13 protein-coding genes are annotated in these 19,459 nt (G+C 29.9%); 12 read left to right on the top strand and 1 reads right to left on the bottom strand.

What is annotated here, in order from left to right:
- Positions 1–4 precede the first annotated feature (4 nt).
- From RCG18_RS26550 to RCG18_RS26495, 12 genes are all read left to right on the top strand, one after another.
- The gene (locus tag RCG18_RS26550; RefSeq protein WP_308038968.1) at positions 5–2,683 is read left to right on the top strand and encodes a hypothetical protein; all 2,679 of its coding nucleotides are present in this window, start codon (positions 5–7) and stop codon (positions 2,681–2,683) included.
- 23 nt (positions 2,684–2,706) lie between these two features.
- Complete coding sequence (locus RCG18_RS26545; RefSeq protein ID WP_308038967.1) at positions 2,707–3,108, top strand: hypothetical protein; 402 nt, start codon at positions 2,707–2,709, stop codon at positions 3,106–3,108.
- Positions 3,105–4,172 (top strand): hypothetical protein, encoded by a 1,068-nt coding sequence (locus RCG18_RS26540; protein WP_308038966.1) that lies wholly within the window; start codon positions 3,105–3,107, stop codon positions 4,170–4,172. Before RCG18_RS26545 ends, RCG18_RS26540 begins: the two co-directional genes overlap by 4 nt.
- A 57-nt stretch (positions 4,173–4,229) precedes the next feature.
- Positions 4,230–5,975 carry a vWA domain-containing protein gene (locus tag RCG18_RS26535; protein ID WP_308038965.1) on the top strand — a complete coding sequence of 582 codons (1,746 nt, stop codon included), beginning with the start codon at positions 4,230–4,232 and terminating at the stop codon, positions 5,973–5,975.
- Between the two features lie 23 nt (positions 5,976–5,998).
- Positions 5,999–9,406, top strand: coding sequence for a tubulin-like doman-containing protein (locus RCG18_RS26530; RefSeq protein ID WP_308038963.1), 3,408 nt, complete (start codon positions 5,999–6,001; stop codon positions 9,404–9,406).
- Positions 9,407–9,472: 66 nt separating this feature from the next.
- Complete coding sequence (locus RCG18_RS26525; RefSeq protein ID WP_308038962.1) at positions 9,473–11,599, top strand: hypothetical protein; 2,127 nt, start codon at positions 9,473–9,475, stop codon at positions 11,597–11,599.
- 92 nt (positions 11,600–11,691) lie between these two features.
- The gene (locus RCG18_RS26520) at positions 11,692–11,817 is read left to right on the top strand and encodes a hypothetical protein (protein WP_308038961.1); all 126 of its coding nucleotides are present in this window, start codon (positions 11,692–11,694) and stop codon (positions 11,815–11,817) included.
- Positions 11,818–12,120: 303 nt separating this feature from the next.
- On the top strand, positions 12,121–13,383 hold the full coding sequence (locus RCG18_RS26515; protein ID WP_308038960.1) for a vWA domain-containing protein: 1,263 nt from the start codon (positions 12,121–12,123) through the stop codon (positions 13,381–13,383).
- A 39-nt stretch (positions 13,384–13,422) separates the two neighbouring features.
- The gene (locus tag RCG18_RS26510; protein WP_308038959.1) at positions 13,423–14,070 is read left to right on the top strand and encodes a hypothetical protein; all 648 of its coding nucleotides are present in this window, start codon (positions 13,423–13,425) and stop codon (positions 14,068–14,070) included.
- Between the two features lie 53 nt (positions 14,071–14,123).
- Complete coding sequence (locus RCG18_RS26505) at positions 14,124–15,401, top strand: hypothetical protein (protein ID WP_308038958.1); 1,278 nt, start codon at positions 14,124–14,126, stop codon at positions 15,399–15,401.
- Between the two features lie 2 nt (positions 15,402–15,403).
- Positions 15,404–16,525: a hypothetical protein gene (locus RCG18_RS26500; RefSeq protein WP_308038956.1), complete on the top strand. Its 1,122-nt coding sequence runs from the start codon at positions 15,404–15,406 to the stop codon at positions 16,523–16,525.
- 98 nt (positions 16,526–16,623) lie between these two features.
- Positions 16,624–17,460 (top strand): YARHG domain-containing protein, encoded by an 837-nt coding sequence (locus tag RCG18_RS26495; protein WP_308038955.1) that lies wholly within the window; start codon positions 16,624–16,626, stop codon positions 17,458–17,460.
- A gap of 79 nt (positions 17,461–17,539) precedes the next feature.
- Here the strand turns inward: RCG18_RS26495 and RCG18_RS26490 are convergent, their stop codons facing one another.
- Positions 17,540–19,429: an ABC transporter permease gene (locus RCG18_RS26490; RefSeq protein WP_308038954.1), complete on the bottom strand. Its 1,890-nt coding sequence runs from the start codon at positions 19,427–19,429 to the stop codon at positions 17,540–17,542.
- Between the last annotated feature and the right edge of the window lie 30 nt (positions 19,430–19,459).

The raw sequence follows: 19,459 nt of genomic DNA, 5'->3' as shown, positions 1-19,459 counted from the left end.
AGCTATGGCAGTTCAACAGCTTTTTTACACTTCATGTAAGAAGGGACTGTCTTTCGGAATGGGATTTCAAACCTATTCTATGTCAAGGGGAATTACTGAAGAGGAAAGAAAAGAGATAGAAGGTTATTGTGTTTATATACCTCCAGACAACCTTCCCACACAACCTTCAGATAAAGAAATAGATGAGTTATTTCCGATAGCATTTTCATCTTTTAGATTAAAGACGGGAAAATACTGCATTTCTTCTGCTAAATATGTGGGCAAAGATTACTCAGGGAGATATGGAAATTATTTTTGTCATGTACTTGTATCTGACAAGCCATGGACATTCTATCCTATAGAGCTTTATGAATCAATTACCTTTAGAACTGGATTGACTCCTGAAGAAGAAAATATATCGGAAATACAGTATTTACCTGAGCTGGAGGAAATACATTTAGGTAACTCTATTTGTTTCGATTCAATAGGTAATTTCTTAAAGAGAACAGATGTTGGGAAAAGGAGTAAAGATTTCATAGAATTAATGAAGTCAGCTATAGAATTTAATAAAACTGAGAAAAAAATAATATTTTGTGATTATAAAGACAACACTGCATACTGGATTGGAGCAGTGCAGATGTCTTTACCTAGGAAATTAGCACAGCAATTTAGCTTTACTACCTATTGTTACAATCCCGATGATGCTTCTTATATGATTTGTGCTGTAGACAGAGAAGGAAGTAAATTTAATTTTAGAGATATTCAAAAGTCTTATAAATATAATGTTTTTGACTTTATCAATGGGCAGAATTCGGATTTGACCTATAATAGTAGTTTTATAAAGAGAGCAGAAGTAGGATATACAGTTTCAAAGGAAACATTTTTACCTTTTATATCCTTTCTCGATCAATTTGAATATAATGTTCTAGATGAAAATATAGATAACTGCGTGTGCTTGTATAACATGGTAAATAGAGGGGTTGAAAAATCAACTATAGAAGATGTTAAAAGGGCGGTAAGTTTTGCAGTTAACTATAAATCTATTCAGGCTTATAGACAGCTTTTTCAGCAGCTCGATCCTAATCTTGAAAAAATTAGCACGCAAGTAGATGTTGAATTAGCAGAGATGATAACAAAATTTTTATTTATGGTAGGAAGAGAAACTAATGATAGCGAACATATAAGAAAAGCTTATGAGTTCTATTTTAATTCTATACATTATTTAGTCATAGATAATGAAGATATCAATGTAGAAGATATATTAAGTTTACATGAAAGAATAAGGAAAATAGAAGAAGTTACTCTTGGACAGTTGGTAAAATTATCTCTTCATAAGTCTAGGATAAAAGAGCTTCAAACTTACCTTGAAGGAGGTAAAATAAGACATGCTAAATTTTATTTTAGGTCTTTGATTAGTGACATTATAGCGTTTAATGATAAATATAGTGATGGTGACGGAATAGATCTTTTCAATATAAAATCAGAAGACGCTAAGAACATAACTATACTTTTAAACAAATGCTTAAGCATACTTATAAAATCTCCGGAGGACATTTTAGACACTCTTCATACTTTAAAATGTGAATATGAATATTTTCCGGAAATAATTACTAAGGCATATTCTATTAATAATTATTTGTATAAAGACAGCAGTATTGAGGAGACCTTAGTAAGGTTTATTATAGAAGAAGGAAGAATAGATGAAGAGTGGAAAAAGAAGACATGCACATGTATAAGTCAGTTAACTAATGCAAATGACTTTTTATTTTCTATGTACAGTATCGAATTAAGAGATGAGAGTAATAAAAAAGAGTTTTTTATATCTTATTGTTATAAAGTCTTTAATTATTTTGAAAATTATAGAGAGAAAAAGTTCTCAGATGCACTTAGGCTGTATCTAAGTTTATGTGAAGATGGAGAGCTCTCTTTAGAGGAATATAAAGAAATTATAAGTTATATAGATAAAAAGTCCTTATGCCAATATATAGATGAAGATGTACTAAAAATATTTTTTATAGAGTTAGAAGATAAAATTAATGTAGAGAAGGTAGCTTTAGAAAGTTATACTATTAGAAAAATGTTTGAACTAAAGAGTGAATGTAGTATAAAAACACCTTGCAATATAATAGAGCTAATTTATAGTATACAGAAGATTGAAGATAGTGATGCAGCATTTAAAATAAATCATTTAGAAAATCTTAAAGTTGACTTTTTAAATATAGATGCTAAGAGCTATGAAAAGCTCTTAGAAAGTTTTTTTAACAACTTATGTGTATACCTTCAGAGTCCATCTGAGCACGACAAAGTAAAGAAGGCTTTATTTTGCTCAGAATATGAAGAAATTTATTATAATAAATACTTTAATGTATTAGATAATATTGTTCTTACTAAACAATACAAAGATATATTAAAATCTAATAATAGAGAAGGCTATCAAGTATTTATTGATTTCTTAATATTCCTATTTAAAAATGACATGAAAGTAAAGGAAGAAACAGAAGAATACTTAGAAAATAGAATTATAAATATACTAAAAGAAAGCTCTGAAAAAAAGTTGGAGGCTTATGATAATTATTTTAAAAGAAAAGTTAACGCTTATAAAAATAAGGTGGAAATTATAGAGAAGTGGTCAATAATTAAGGATAAAGCAAGAGAGAAAAAACAAAAAGAAACCCTTTTAACCTTTTTAGAAAGTAGCGAATAGTTTTAAATCGAAGGAGTGATTTTTTGGGAGGAATACTTGAAGCTATAGGAGCTATTTTTATAGTATTAGGATCAATAATAGCTATTATAGCTGGAGCCGTCATAGGAATAGGTGAAGGATTTTTTAAAACTGTAGATAGCTATTTTAGAGGCTTAAGATACAGCATTCATAAAGGAAATTCACTGAAGACCAAAAGAGAATTTTACGAACCAGCAAAGGAAAAATATTTTTTTTACAAGCAGTATGAAGATTTAAATAATACATATAAAAGTGCGACTTCTGTTAATAAGGGTAAAATTCTAGTTTTAAAGCAGCAGTTGATAAATGGATCATACTTTACCTTTGGTAGGATAAAAACTGCGCAATTTATCATATACATAATGGGGAATATTTTAAATGCAATTTGCTTTTTTATACATTTTTGATAATTACAATTATAAGCATCCCTATTTATATATTTTACTTCATAGTTATAGCCATGGAGAAAATAAAGTTTACAAGGGAAAGAATATCAGGCGTTTGCCCTCATTGTCATATAAAGTTCAATATACCTTATTATATATGTCCAAGCTGTGAAAAAGTCCATAAAAGATTAGAAGCGGGACCATATGGAATTATGAAAAGAACTTGTGAGTGTGGTGAGGTGATCTCTTCAACTAATTTTGCAGGCAGATCTAAGCTTAGAGCTGTATGTCCTAGATGCTCTAAGAATATTGAAAGCAAGGAAACATCGCCGATATGTATACCTATAATAGGTGGAGTATCTGCTGGAAAAACCTCCTTTATGTACTCTGCATTAGACACTTTAATAAATGATCTTGCAAAAGCAAAAAAGTGGAATATAAGATTCTTGAATGAAAAAGAAGAATCAAAGATTAGGGAATGTCTAGATACATTAAACAGAGGGATCTTACCTAAAAAAACTATTAAGCAGGATACAGCACCTTATAGTGTTTTTATAAATTCAGATAAGTTTCGTAGTGAAAAACTCTTGCATATGTATGATATTGCAGGAGAGTATTTTGATATAAGAGCTTCTATTAGAAGGCACAACTATTATAAACATATTGATGGGCTGATTTTTATAATAGACCCCCTATCTATAGAAGGAGTGGTAGAGAGTATTTCAGAAAAGCAAGAGTTTATAAAGAGTAGTCCTAGTAATACAAACGTAAATGATTTATTAGATCGCTTTATATTAGGATTAAGAGAAGTTAGAGAAATAAAACTTAATAAGCTTATTGATATACCTGTTGCAGTTATTGTAAATAAGATGGATGTGTTAGAAGACCAAGAAGATATTATAGAGTTCCTTAAAGATTCAGGAGAAGAAAAATTAATACGAAAATTTGAACACAACTTTTCAAACTATCAGTTTTTTTCTTGTAGTGCTTTAGGGCATTCAAGTGTTGGAGAAACCTATAAGGCACAGGGAATATTTGAACCTGTAGAGTGGATTTTAGGGCAGACAAATCAAGATATGAAGTAAATAAATTGAAGAAGTGTATTGTGATATAAACTAGATATAATAAGGAGTGTTATTATTGTGAAAACTAAAAATAAATGGATTTTGGCTGTAGCTTTAATATATGTATTTCAAATAGTTTTTATGCCATTTTCAAAGGTATATGCTAGCCAATCTTCATCTAATATGGACGTGATTTTTGTACTGGATTCCAGTGGTTCTATGAAAGAAAGCGATCCTGAAGAAATAAGAACAGAGGCTATAAAAATGTTCCTTGATATGGGTCAAATGCAAGGAAATAAGGTGGGTCTCGTAGCCTATTCAGATAATATAGTAAGAGAATATAATCTTGACAGTATAAATTCAACGGAAGATAAGGATAGAATAAAAAATATGGCTTCTAATATTCCTCTTGGACAAAAAACCGATACAGGATATGGTTTACTGGAAGCGGTAAAATTGTTGGATAGTGGTCATGAAAAAGGACATGAGCCTATGATAATCCTTTTATCGGATGGTAAAAATGATCCTCAGAGAAGCGCACAAGAATCTTTAAATGATTTAAATAATGCTCTTACCATATGCAAGAGCAAAGGTTATCCTGTATATACTATAGGTTTAAATTATGATGGTACCGTAGATAAGGCTCAACTTAGCGAAATATCTAATTCAACTAGAGGAAAAAATTACATAACTAATACTGCAGCGGATCTTCCTAATATTCTTACAGATATTTATGCAGATAATTCAAAGTTGAAAGTTCAAGATGGAGGCACTATTACTGGAAATGGAGAGTTTCAAGATTTGAAAGTTAACATTCCAAACTCAAATGTATTAGAGGCAAATATCTCCATGCTTTCTGATAAACCTATAGAGTTAAAGTTATTAGATCCATCTGGTAAGGAAGTAGCAATACCATCATCAAATGCAGTTTTTACCTCATCAAAGAAATATTCAATGCTTAAGCTAGTTAAGCCTACGGAGGGCCAATGGACTGTAAGAGTTAAAGGTGTTAGTGGAAGCAATATAAAAGTAAGTTACATATTTAATTATGACCTTCAAATACAAGCAAGTATTACTCCTAAGAATCCAAGTAAAGGGGATAAAATAAATATAGAATCTTATTTTACAAGCAATGGCCAGAAAATATCCGATAAAGAGCTGTATAATAATATGAAAGCAAAGCTTCTTGTTAAGAATTTAAAGGACAACTCTCTTAAAGAAGTGCCGCTAAGTGTTACAGAAAGTTCATTTAAAGGAGAATTTCAGCTTCCAGGAGAAGGAAAGTATGAACTAAAAGTAAGAGTAGACGGAAATAGTTTTTATAGAGAAAGTGCGGCTATAATTATAGGAGATGAGAGTTCTAAATCTCAAGCAAGCGGAATTTCTAAAAAAGGTATATTTCAAAACCCTATAATTCTAGGTGTGATTGGAGCTATTTTGGCGGCTGCTTTAATTTATGCTATATATGTTTTTGTAAAAAGGAATCGCATACAGGGCTTTGGAAGAGTAGAGCTTCAAATTAGAGATGAAAATACTGCTGAAGTTTTACCACCTCAATTTAGGAATTTAGATGGTTATACTGGGAGCTTTACACTTTTTGATGTACTGGGACTTAAAGAAGAATATTCAGAGACAGAGAACATAAAATTTGTATTTAAAAATGATGATAGCATAGAATTAATTAATAAATCGGAATGTGTTATCCAAAAATCAGGTAAAAAGTTAGATAATGATTCTATGGTGACACTTTATAATAAAAATAAGGTAACAGTAATCTTAAATAAGGTACCTAAAAGTATTATAATGGAATTTCATGCTAAATAGGATGATAAAATGGAGGAATTAATATGAACACTAGAGTTAGAGAGCATCTCCAGGACCTTGATGTAAGCAAGGGTGGAGGAATTATAAGTGATAAAATACGTATTGAGACAATAGAAAATCCAGTACTCATAATAGGACTTGGAGGAACTGGTATAGATGCTATGTTAAGATTAAAATATCAAATCAGCAAAAGATTTATTTTAGAAGAAGACATTATTTCAAATACAAGAAAGGATAAGCCTAGAAAAGTAGAATTTTTAGGCTTTGAAACAAATCAAAAGGAAAAAACAAAAAGGTATCCAGCTACAGGTGGAGTAGGTCTTGACCCTCAAAGTGAGCTTGTAATGTTATCAAATGCAGAGATAAGATCTATCCTAAACGATAGAGCAATACTAGATGATTGTATTAAAGAATGGCTGGCACCAGAACTGTCTTCAGAAAGTGGTGCTGATGGTGCTGGTGGAGTCAGACAAATAGGAAGATTGCTTTTATTTACTAAAATTAATGAAATAGTTGATTGTATAGAAAAGAAGATAAGACTTCTTCAAGAAGATACTGACCAACCGCTTCATGTATTTATTCTTTCAGGACTTTCAGGAGGAACTGGTGGAGGAACTTTTATTGACATTGCCTACATAGTAAGAGGAATTATGAATAGCATAAATGGTGCTAAGGGCAATGACAGAGTTAATATTATGGGATATTTATTTACACCAGATGTTAATTTATCAAAGGCAGCTGACAATCAATCTTCTCAATCTTATATTATAAAAAATGGATTTGCAGCTCTTAAAGAATTGGACTATCTTATGGGAATAGGAGATAGACATGAAAGGTTTAAACAAAAGTATAGAAATAGACTTACAGTTGACTCTCCAATGCCTCCATTTAATTTATGTCACTTGATTTCTGCAACCAATATTGATGGCAGACCTATGAGTAACGCCTATGATTATTGTATGAATGTTACGGCAGAGAATATAGTAAACTTTATGTCTAACGAAGTAAGGGAGTCAGGAGGAGAATTTGCAATACAGGACTATATTAGCAATTTAAAGCAAAATACTGACAACATGGCAAAACCTTATATGTCAAATTATAAGTATACAATGATAGGCGCATCTTCTGCAGTGCTGCCTCTTGAAGAAATAACCACATATCTTGCTTATAAACTTTTTGAGAAAATGCAATATATGTTTGACAATATACCAACAGAGCAGGAGGTAGATGCAGTAATAAGACAACTCAAGTTGGATGAAGATGCAGTAATTGAAAGATTCGAGGAGCAACTTCAGAGCAGAAAACCTCTAACTGGTTATAAAAATAGAGAAAAATATAGCTATGATAATGTAATAAAAAAGCAATCAATAGACATTGATGACGACATGAAGGAATATTTAAGGGATTGCACAAATGAGTATAATAAAGTAAAAACTCAGTATCCAGGTGAAGTTCAAAAAAGTGTAAAAGAAATAATAGATGGAATTTTTAAAGACGCTAAGAAGGGACCATTTTATGCATCAAGATTATTGTTTTCAAGCAGTTTTTGTATTGTAAAGACGGTAGAAGCAGAAATAACTTCACTACAAGAAAGACTTTCAAATATTTCTAGGGAAATAAAATTTGAGAGAGAGTTAGCTGAGGATAAGTTTATCGAAGCCAAAAAAGCAATTTTATTTACTAAGGAAAGCAAGAAGAATGACTATATTGAAGCGAAAAGTGAAGAGTATATACTAAGGTCTGAAGAAGAAAGAATCATGAGAATGATAGAGTTCTATAGCAAAGTAATTAGTGATTTAAGTGATCTAAATAACAAAATTTATAGAGTCTATACTGAAATACTTAACGAGTTAAACAAAATATTTAAAGAAGACGGGGATATACTTGCCAAGGGAGAAGAAATAGAAGGAGCACTAGGAAGAAGCTATTCTTGGACAGTAGTAAGTGTACCAGATTTAAAAGATTATATTGAAAATATAGTAAATAAAGAGACTGCTGATGAATTAGTAAGAAGATTTTCTAATAAGCTTTTAGAGGAGTCTCAAAAATGGTTAGATGAGGTTCGTATTGATATTGTAGGGTCAATATCTGATTTTGTATCTGAAGAATATGGAGGAGTAATAACTCAATCAATGGAAGAATTTTTGACTCTACAGTATGGAAAAGATGAGTCAATTATCAACATAGTTAAAAATCAAATTGCTCCTAGACTTGATAAAGATGCAGTTCCAATCTTCCATTTAAACAATATGGAGGCAATAAATTTTCCATCTTGGAGTATGGTTTCTGTTCCAAGAAATGCTAAAAAGATTCTTGAAGGAATTACAGAATATAAGAAAAATTCCAATACAGGTAATTCTTTAAATATAAAAGAGAGTATGGTGACTAATAGAATATTTTGGTTAAATACAAAAAATGGAGTGCCTCTATATTCTTATACTCCAATAAAGCATTATGAAGAAATATATGAAAATACATTATTTGAACATGATGGTATCGGAAGACACTTATACCAAAATGGGGATAAAAACTGGGTAAATCTTCCTTCTCCAATTCCGGAGCAGTCATGGGGTACGACTTATGCAAATAAGAGATTAAAGAGCTATAATGCTGAGGTAAGAAGTTTATTTGATAGAGCTATAGAATTTGGATGTATTGTAAACACCGAAAAAGGTAGTAATGAAAAATATAAATGCAATGTTACTGAGTATTTTGACATTGATGAATTTATGAAAGATTATTCAATTAATCTAGAAAGTGATATTCCAAATGTAGGAGAGATAAAAAGAGCTATAGCAGATATTAAGAAGCTTTTAAAAGCAGGTCTTACTCCTGTAGAAAATCATGACATGCAGAAATATTATATTTTTGAAAGTAGCAATGAGGAAAAGGCAAAAAATAATTTAATAAGAACACCAGAACTTATTAAGTTAGTAAGAGCAGAAGTTGAAAAATACAAAGAAATTACTGCTAAAAAAGATGAACTTGAAAATATAATAAAAGATATGAGTAAAGCGGAACTAGACTTGGATAACTTCTTAAGAGCACTATATACAGACACTATAGTGAAAAAAGGATTGTTTTATGTTTATAACGGCGGAGAAGACAGCAAGGTAAATATTGAACCTTTTATAAATGCTTTAAAACAAAAAGAATACCAACATGAGGCTATATTCCGAAAATATGTTGCTCTTGAGGAAAGAGAAAGAATGATCGTGGACAAGACTTCTGATAAAAAGCTTGAGCAACTTTCAATGGAGGATGGAGCGGAAACTCTTATTTTAAATGTAAATACACTACTAGAAAATATTAAAGAGATTGCAGAGGAACTAGATACTAGAAAATATCAATTGGTAAATGGAGATGAACTTTTTGCCTTCTATAGTGAAATACTTTCAAGGATGCAAGAGGTAAGAAAACAGTTAGAATAACAGCTTTGAAGGTAAGGTTTAAACCTTGCCTTCCAGTTCCTTAATGTATATTTTGGAGGAATTTTTATGGAAAATATATTAAAGAGTTTTGCAGAAGAGTATGATTTGAAAATAGACAGAAAAGTTTACAGTGATGACTCTCAAAGAAGTGCAAATAATCCTATACTTTTTCTGTTTATAGGAAACAGCACTAGAGAGGCTTCTGAATATATTAGCAGTACTATACAGGAAAAATGGGATAATGGACGGGGAATAGCATTCATTAATATACTTACAGATATTAATGAAGATAAAGATAACTCTTTTAATTTCCAGTTTAGCTGTAACTTATCAGATAAAAAGAATTTGAGAAAGAGTGTAAGAGATAAGTTTTATAACGACAAAAAATTTTTGCAAGACTTGAATAGCAAAGTAACAATGGTAAGAGATAGAATACTATCTTATGGCAATTTATTCAATTCCTTTGATGGAATAAATATTTCTGTAGTTACTATGGCAGATGATCCTTTAAATATAATACTTCCAGAAGTAACTTTACTTATTAGAAAAAGAATGCTAGAAGTTTTTAAGCTTAGTACTGCTGATCTTTATGTTTTAATAAAAGAAAAGAATATAGAAGATGAGTTTTTTTCCAAGGCAGCTTCAGTAAGCTTTTTTAGAGAGGTAGAATATATACAAAAAAATGACTTTATATTTGATGGAAAAATAGCTGTTTATGGAGAAGAAAGGGAACTTCCAATAACCTGGCAAGGTCCTATATTTTACATGACATATTTACTAGAGGAGAAAAGTGAAAGAGGAACAATACCTGCTGCATCAATGAAAAATAATTATGAAATAATATCCTATATTAATCTTTTAAAGAACAGGAATGTTAGTATAGAAACTTATTCAGATACGGAAAATCAGCACTATGATAACAGTAGGTTTAAGGCAAATATAAATATCGATAAGTCTATAAATAGATACATTACAGCAGGGCTTTCAAAGGTGAAAAGGCCAAATGGAGCTATTGCTGTAACAGTAGTGAGAGCTTTTTATGAAAGAATTCTAAAACAACTAGATGAGTTGTCAAAAAGAGATAGAGAATTTATAGCTAAAGCTTTAAAGATAGATGAGAATAGCATTGCATCAAAGCTAGAATCTATTATGCCAAATAATATAACTGTAATGGATATGAATGGAATTATGATGTCAAACTCTTCTAATATAGAAAAGAGGCTTTCAAAGCTGACCTTAAGACAGGTGGAGGAAGGCCTATATGAAGATAGATGTGAGAACTTTTTTCGCCTAAACTTTAAAAATGTTGCAGAGAAAAATATTGAAAATATAAATTTAGAGAAAGAAATAAGAACTTTACTAAATGATAATATACTCAATAATCCTAAATTAGGACTATATTGTGCTTGGGAATGGACCTCTGATGAGGGTGAAGGTATAAAATACATAAGAGATAGCAGAAATTTAGTTAATAGACATATTGAAAATATAAAGAACGAAATTGAGAGTATATATGAGTCAAGGTTTATTGAAGGATTTAGTTTTAAGAAGCTTTTCAGTAAAGGCGGAAATATACAAGAAGTAAGAAAAAAAATATTTTTAGATATATATGGTAAAAGATTTGAGCTCTTAAAACTAAGCATTTGTGAAAAAATTATGGAAAAGTATGAGGAGATCTTATTAAAAATTCATGATGAGCTATATGAAGAAATAAATCAACTTAACTTTATCAGTGAAGGAATTAAAAAGTATGAAGATGATATGATAAAACATCAAGAGGAATACATGGCGCAAAATGTGAAGATTTATTACAGGAATGTAATAAATAATATTATAGATAAACTTGAGAAAAATTACGGAAAAGCTTTTTACCTTAGCGATAAATATATTGGGAGTCTATCTCAGAATTTAAAAAAAGGACAAGAAGAATTGTTACATAAAATAATATATTTCTGTAATAGATATATTTTAACAGAACAGGAATTTAATAAATCCTTTGAAGAAGAGTTTAATGAAAGAGCAAATGTTAATGTAGAGAACTTGGAGAGTAAAGTACTTTCAAAGGAAGAGCTTTATCGTAAGCTTTATAATATCCTTGATAGTAATTCTGAACTCAAATGTTATTTAATGAATTATGATGTAAAGAAATATCAGGAAAAATACTTTTTGGGGATTATAGCAGTGATTTTATAAAATACGCTTTTGAATTTGATAGGAAAACAAGAAATTACAAAATAGGATATATACATGAGAGAAGAAGCAGCGGTATTGAAAAATTAAATCTAATGGGTGGATTTGGAGTAAAGGACATCATATACGTAAGAAATGCAATTGACTTCTATAACTATTGCATAGAGAATGGGTATATTATGCATGGAATAGCTATAGAAAAATTGCCTAAAATAACTTGATTATAGGGCTCAAAGGCCGAAAGATAACTTATACGCCGTGATATGTTTCAAAGCTTCAGCACGTTAAAAACTTTTAGCCAGTCTAAAGCTTGTGCTTCAAGACAACCTAAGAACTTTCGAGAACTCGCTCTGCTCAAACAACTCTAAAGTTCTAAGGTTCTCTTAAAACCCTTCGCTAAGACCGGCACAAAGTTTTTAAATCTACTTCAGCTTTAGAAACATATCCCTCTGTATAAGTTAACTTTCTAGTTATTTTCTCTATAATTTAAAATAAAATTTAGAGGTGTATTGGAGGGGGACTGCTTGAAAGAGAAAAGGATAAACTTAACTATGATGGTGATGAGCCTAATCGGAGGCTGTGCGGGATTTATTATTGGTGAAGTTCTGCTAAATGTATATAGATACAGACTGCCAAACAGTATTTTAATGGGATTGTATTTTGGAATCTTAGCATTATGTGTGGGATCAATGTGTCTTATAGCAGAAATGATAAATCCAAGACTTAATGGTTTTAGTTGGAAAAACAATTATTTAAAAACTTCGTTCAAATTTCTAATTCCGTGTACTTTAGTTCTAATTTTTATATTTGGAGCACTTTTTCAATTTTTATATGAAGCTGGCATCGGAAAAATAAAAAAAATCAATGATGTTGTATTTGTTATAGATACATCTGGAAGTATGAGTAAAACAGATCCGAATAACGAAAGGTTTTCAGCGGCTTTGAATCTATTAAATAGTATGAATGAAGAAAATAGAGTTTCTTTTTATAGATTTGATGATACTTCAGAGCAGATATTACCTATGACTGAAGTTACTGATAAGATGAAAAAGGATATAAAGGAAAAATTAAAATTACATGAAAATCCAAAGGGAAATACAAATATGGGAGAGGCCTTGCAAAAAGCCTATGATGAAGTAAAGTTAACAGAAAAACCTGATAGGAATGCAATGATAATTTTATTATCAGATGGCGGTGACACATACAATTTGGACAACAATTTTAATGAAATCATGAAGCCATTTAAAAATGCTGGAATACCTATATACACTGTTGGAATGGCTGATGGAAATAATTATTATATGCTTAAGAAAATATCAAGGGAAAGTAATGGAAACTACTATGGTGTGAAAGAAGCAAAGGACTTAAAAGGCATATTTAATAAAATATATAAAGATAGACAGCAGCGATTACTCATGGATAAAAGAAATGGAGTTTATGAATCTTCAATTTTCTATATAATGTTAAGAGTAATATTAATTTCGTTACTAGGATGTCTAATTGCTGCAAGTGTAAGTCTTGTATTTGATAATAAAAATCTATTAAAGGTTTTTTTATTAGGTGGTGCCATCTCAGGAATTGTCGCAGGGGTGATTATAGAGCTAGGATTTTTATATCTTCCATGGATTAGAATACTATATAGAGCTTTAGCGGATATAATTATGGCATTAGTTTTTACCCTTATTCCTATAAATATAGATGTAAAAGATTATTCAAAAACTACTTATATGGGGAAAGAAAAAAATATTAATTTTAGCGACAACAACAATTTTAATAGTTTCAAATAGTGCTTTATGATTTCTGCTATATTAAAGGATGGTGTTACAATGAAAATAGTTGAGGTTCCCGATACAAGTTATGAAATATATGATATGGATTATGAACTTGATAAGGAAAAGTTTAATATAAGGTGGAAATGGCCTAAAAATATAGATATAGTATATATACTAAAAACAAATTTTTTGGATGATTTTTCATTGGACAATATAAATGAAAATAATGTGAAGTTATATACCAGAGAAGAATATAAGGAGTTTAATGGATACTGTGAAGCCATTAAAGAAATTAATCAATATAACTATTGGGTGTTTCCAGCAGTTGAAAGTGATGGAGAGATTTTGCTCATAAAGCAAGGTAATGGTAAAAATGAATTAATGATAAGTACAGGAAAGCCGGAAATTCTATACGATATTAAAGAGATAAAATCCATTAAGAGCTTTTTTTCAAAAGAAAAGTCTCTAGAAATTATAATAGATTCAGAAGTAGCTTTACCAAAAGATGCATTATGCTATGTAAAAAAATATGATTCATATCCCATCAATAAAGATGATGGGATATGCTTTGACTTTATTAACAACATTAATGCAGGTCGAAGCATTATGCCAGAAATAATAGTAGATAAAAATGAATATGTGAAAATTTTTATAAAAGATATAAAAAAGTATGGTAATATATATAAATTAAAGCAAAAGTAACTACAAAAACAAAGGATTAGTTACGTACTTATATATGGAAGGGGTATTAGTATATGGGGCTTTTGGATTTTTTTCGTGGCAACAATAGAAAACAAAACAACGATTATAAAAAAGCAACTTATGAAAAAGGACCCTTTATGATAAAATGTCCTTTTTGTTTCAAGAAGTTTAAAACAGAACAGGTGGTATTCAGAGCCTCACACTCAGAAAAAGGAGACCCTGAATATGAAAAGACAATAGACGAGCTGCTTAATCATTGTAATAGAAAAATAGGTAAGGGGATTCTTGGAGAAATAAATCCTGTAGTTAAACCAGAAGGCCTACCTGAAAGTAGCAAAACTAGGGTAGATGGAGTGCTTATAGAAATTAGAGATAAATATGATATTAATACCAGTGAGAGATTATGCCCTTATTGTCATAATGAACTTCCTGTGACCTCAGGTAGAGGGCCATCAAAGATCATCTCAGTTGTAGGGGCATCACAAGTGGGTAAATCAGTATATATGACAACACTTTTATATGTGCTTGAAAAGTATACCGGTGAAAGGATAGATGCATCCCTTATTGCAGGCAGTTCTGCTTATAATGATGAAATAAGAGAAAATCAAGAAAGAATTTTTGATAAAAATATAATGCTAGATCCAACACCTAAACAACATATAGAGCCGTTGATTGAAAACTTAAAATTTAAGAATGATAAAATACCACCTATTACTTTAATTTTTTATGATATTCCTGGTGAAGGAATGACTGATAAAGGATACATAGATAAGCATGGAGAGCATATTAAAAATTCTGATGGAATAATATTTCTCGTTGATCCACTTCAGATGAGAGCTTTAAGGAAAAAGATAAATCTTACTAATAGAGAACTGAAAGGTGATTTTACTGAGAAATACCAAGAGCCAAAAGATATAATTGTATATTTATTTGAAAATTTTATCTCTAAACAATCTCATGAAAAAACTAGCATACCTACAGCAGTAGTAGTTACTAAGAGTGATATGCTGAAGAGTTTAAATGATGAAGAGTATATAAGCAAAAACAGCAATATATTTAGAAATTATGAACATGAAAAATTCTTTAATTTAAACGAGTATGAAAATATAGATGGAGAGGTTAGAAAATTTTTAGGAAAAGTAGATAGTCCTTTTAAAGGGGCTATGGATACTTATTTCGGAGTCACAGGATATTTTGCAGTATCATCACTAGGTTGTAATCCTCAAAATCTTCAGATAGATAGCAGCACCAATATAAACCCTTTAAGAGTAGATGAACCATTCTTATGGCTGCTTTATAGGATGAATTATTTAGATGGAGGAAGAGAATAAAGATGATTCAACAGCATTATTACACAAGGGATCGGAAAGGAATATTCAGCAAAACTCCAGGCTATGATACAGTAGCTAAAAGTAAAAATTTAGAGGATAATTTTATAATTAATATTCTTCATGACTTATGCTTCTATGAAGCACCATCATCTCTTGCAGGAGAGGAGGATATATTAAAATATCCTACATCTTTATTTTGTATAAACGCGGAAGATAATAGAATGGTAGTTGGACAGTCAGTCTTTGTCGGTAAAGACTACACAGGACAGAGAAATAGATACTTTACTCATAATTATATAATTCCAGAAGAAGAGAGAAATAAATACATAGAAAATCCTGAAAAGGTGATATTTTCAACTGGGTTTATGTCAGACTATAATTTAGATAAAGAAGCTTTTTTACCAGAAGTTTCAAAAATTGAAAATAATAACAGAGAGGATTGTTTTAGTTCAATAGAAGAGATGCTTCTAGCTACCAATATGAGTCAAGAAACGTTTTTGAATCTTATTAAGGCTTCCTTTGATGGAGCCAAGCATGGAAAAAACATATACATAGTATTAGATTCAGATAACAAAATTATAACAACATTAGCTAAAGGAATATTAAAATACTTATATAGAGCAATCCCATTTGAAGTAAGAAAAAAGGTTGGATTTATAACCTATATGAAGGAGCCCAAAAACAAAAATCTAATTAACATAATCTTTTTATGCAAAGGGAGCATAAAAAGATTAACTACTGAAATAAAAGCAGGTTATGTTTTTGATCTAGCAGAGGGAAATTTCTATTTGGATGGTATCGATGAAGAAAATCATCTATTTATTGAATATGTTATGGAAAATATAGAAAATAAAGAAATTTTAAAGGATTTCTTTTATGAAGCGGACAAAGGTATTATTAGTGATAAGCTTAACATCTATGAATATGACAACATTCTTAAGCCTGTTGACGAGAAGAAGAACTATAAAAATTCTTTATCTACAGAGGATAAAATATCTTTAATTGAAACAAAAGATAATAGTAACACCAAATATGAAAAAAAGGGAAATAACACAGGAAGCATTTATGCTATTTGGAGGAAGATTAAAAATATCATTAATAAGAATAGTGGCGACTCTATATAATAAAAATATATTTTTAAAAATAGCTAACTCCTAGATTTAATCAAATGATAGTTTAGGCCTATTAACCTTTGTAATAGAAAGTTAAGGTGGTTGATAAAATGAGTAATTGCAAAAAATGTGGTACACAATTTGATGAAAATGATAAATTTTGTGCTAACTGTGGCACAAAACGAGAATACGAAGATGAAAAGATAATTAATGAAAAAGTAATAAGCAGCATAGAAAATAAATTAGATGAAAATCTCCAAGTGCCTAAACCATATGAATCCAATGCTAAACCTAAATATAATGAACAAACAGAACCTAAGATAGAAATTATGCAAGCTAATAAAGACACAGTAATAAAGCAAAATTCAAGGCCTAACATATCTATAAATGATAAGGCAAATAAAACTTTAAAAACAGATAATATAAAAGAGCAGTACAGAGATGAAGTAAGTGAAGGGAAAAGTAGGAGCTTTATTATTATACTCGTGGTTCTTTTTATTTTAGGGTTTATTGGAAGTTATATATTTTTTATAAGCAATAATACTAAAAGTGACTCTAATGCTGAAATTAGTAATAATTCCACTGTAAACTCCCATAATTTAGACTCAAATGGTATCAATGAAAGAGTTGATAATAAATTAAATGAATATATATTTCCATATAGCAATGTAAAACCTTTAGAGTTACGTAATCTTAAAAATATGAGCAAAGAAAAGTTAGCGTTAGCAAGAAATGAAATTTTTGCAAGGCATGGTTATATATTTACTGATGATCCCTATAAAAGTTATTTTAATAAAAAATCTTGGTATAAGCCTAACCCTAAATTTACAGGAGAAGGTAAACAACTTTCACCACTAGAAAGACATAATATAAAAATAATAATGACAGCAGAAGGTCTAGAAAAAAACTTAGCACCAAATTATGATTCGGACTATAATGATCAGTGATAATTGTAAAATTTCTGCTAATGAAAGTGGCTATAGCAAGAGCCATAGCCACCTTAAAGGATTAAGTGATATTAATGATTTACTCTATTATTTTAATATATGAATTTACTGTCAGGAAGTAATATATGGTATAAATTAAAACATAAAACACTATAGTAACTACCGCCGGCAGAAATACATCCATTGCAGTTAGCACGCTGCTAAGAAATGCAAAGGCTGCTAAGCAGTGAAACATTCCTATAAATAATGGTGAAGCAAAGGCTGTAAACACCTGTTTGCGGATGGATCTTTTTATTTCACCATTCCCTATACCTATCTTTTTCGATACGTCATATCTTTTTTTGTCATCATTAGCTTCTGTAAGCTGCTTAAAGTATATTATGCTTCCTGTAGCGCATAAAAATACTAACCCTACAAAAATGCCAATAAAAGATATCATAGAAGAAAAAACTAATATACCTAAATTTTCGGATTCATAAGTAAACTGTAAATTATCAGGAATAATCCTTACAATGTCCTTTGTCAAAGCTTTGCTGTTTCTTTGATTTTCTACTATATAACCTTTAATTCTGACAATGTTATTCTTGTTATAGTATTTATTATATACTGTATCCTTCACCACTAAAACTGTTGTTTTACCATATAAAGCGTTCATAGGATCATAGCTTTTTCTATCTATTATTTTAATAGGATTATTTAATCCTGTATCTGATATTCCTATAGTTTTACCCTTAAAGTTATCTTCTGATGAACCACCATATTTTAATATTATTCCTTCTGATGGAGAAGAAAGCTTGAGCTTATCCTTTATACCTCTAAATTTAATAAGTTCCTCAGCTTTACTTTGTGATATTAAATAAATATTTTTTTCGTTTTTCGAAATCTCTGATAAATTAGCATTTATTTCAATAAGTTCTACTTCTTTTGAAGCCACAAGTTTATTTTCAGGATGTTTCTCTATCAATTCCTCGATTTTCTTATCTAAAGATATATCATTACTTACATAAGAATATGAAAAAGGTGTTGCTAATTTATCCATTTTTTCAAAGCTATAATAGAAACTATAACCGTAACCTATAGAAGTTATAGTAACTGCATTAAGCAAAGCTATTATTGATAGGCTTCTGCTGTTAGATTTTACTCTAAATAGGATATGGGATATACTTATTAAGTTACTTCCTCTGTAGTATATGCTTTTTTTATTTTTTAAAGCTTTTATTATAAATATCAAAAAGGATCTAAAGAAAAGGAAAGTTCCAGCTATTGAGCATATGAAAATAATAGGCATGTTTCTCATAAATGTAGGAGAGTCAGTAACAGTCATGGCTGCATAGATTTCTATTATGAATAAGGCGATAGAAAGTACTGCTAAAATTACTGATGACTTTTGTTCTTTCTCTCTTTTACTTTCAGCTTTAAAGAGCTCAATAAGCTTAAATCTGTAAATTATGGTATAGGCGTTTATGGAAATTAATAAAAATAATGCTCCAAAAACTATTATAGTATTTAAAAGGGCCTTCATGCTTATAGAAAAATTTATTGCTATATTTATTCCAATAAATCTAACTAAAATCATTATAAACAGTTTGGAAAGTAAACTTCCAAGCAATACACCTACAATTAATGCAAGACTTCCTGTAATTATATTCTCATAAAATAGAAGTGCTCCCACCTGTCTCTTTTTTAATCCTAATAAGGAATAAAGACCTACTTCCTTTTTTCTTTTCTTTATGAAGAAAGAGCTAGAGTATAACATGAATACAACTGAAAATATAGCAATTATCACAGAAGCACCTTTAAAAACCAAAAGAACTTTAGGGTCACCTTCTAAAAATGATTCAATTTGTTTATTATACCTTATGCTTTCAAAAGTAAAATATATTAGTACATTAAATACTATGGAAGCAAAATATATAAAATAATTTTCAAAGTTATTCTTTACGTTTTTTTTAGCTATTGTAAATAACATTTTTTCCTCCTACAGTTTTTTATTTCTATA

It is taken from the genome of Clostridium sp. OS1-26 (assembly GCF_030915445.1).
Classification (GTDB): Bacteria; Bacillota; Clostridia; order Clostridiales; family Clostridiaceae; genus Clostridium_AM.
This window is presented reverse-complemented; position numbering and strand designations above follow the sequence as displayed.

Coding starts and splice junctions, on each gene's coding strand:
- RCG18_RS26505 (WP_308038958.1), top strand. CDS start 14,124: ATGGGGCTTTTGGATTTTTTTCGTGGCAACAATAGAAAACAAAACAAC.
- RCG18_RS26530 (WP_308038963.1), top strand. CDS start 5,999: ATGAACACTAGAGTTAGAGAGCATCTCCAGGACCTTGATGTAAGCAAG.
- RCG18_RS26510 (WP_308038959.1), top strand. CDS start 13,423: ATGAAAATAGTTGAGGTTCCCGATACAAGTTATGAAATATATGATATG.
- RCG18_RS26500 (WP_308038956.1), top strand. CDS start 15,404: ATGATTCAACAGCATTATTACACAAGGGATCGGAAAGGAATATTCAGC.
- RCG18_RS26490 (WP_308038954.1), bottom strand. CDS start 19,429: ATGTTATTTACAATAGCTAAAAAAAACGTAAAGAATAACTTTGAAAAT.
- RCG18_RS26495 (WP_308038955.1), top strand. CDS start 16,624: ATGAGTAATTGCAAAAAATGTGGTACACAATTTGATGAAAATGATAAA.
- RCG18_RS26550 (WP_308038968.1), top strand. CDS start 5: ATGGCAGTTCAACAGCTTTTTTACACTTCATGTAAGAAGGGACTGTCT.
- RCG18_RS26520 (WP_308038961.1), top strand. CDS start 11,692: ATGGGTGGATTTGGAGTAAAGGACATCATATACGTAAGAAATGCAATT.
- RCG18_RS26525 (WP_308038962.1), top strand. CDS start 9,473: ATGGAAAATATATTAAAGAGTTTTGCAGAAGAGTATGATTTGAAAATA.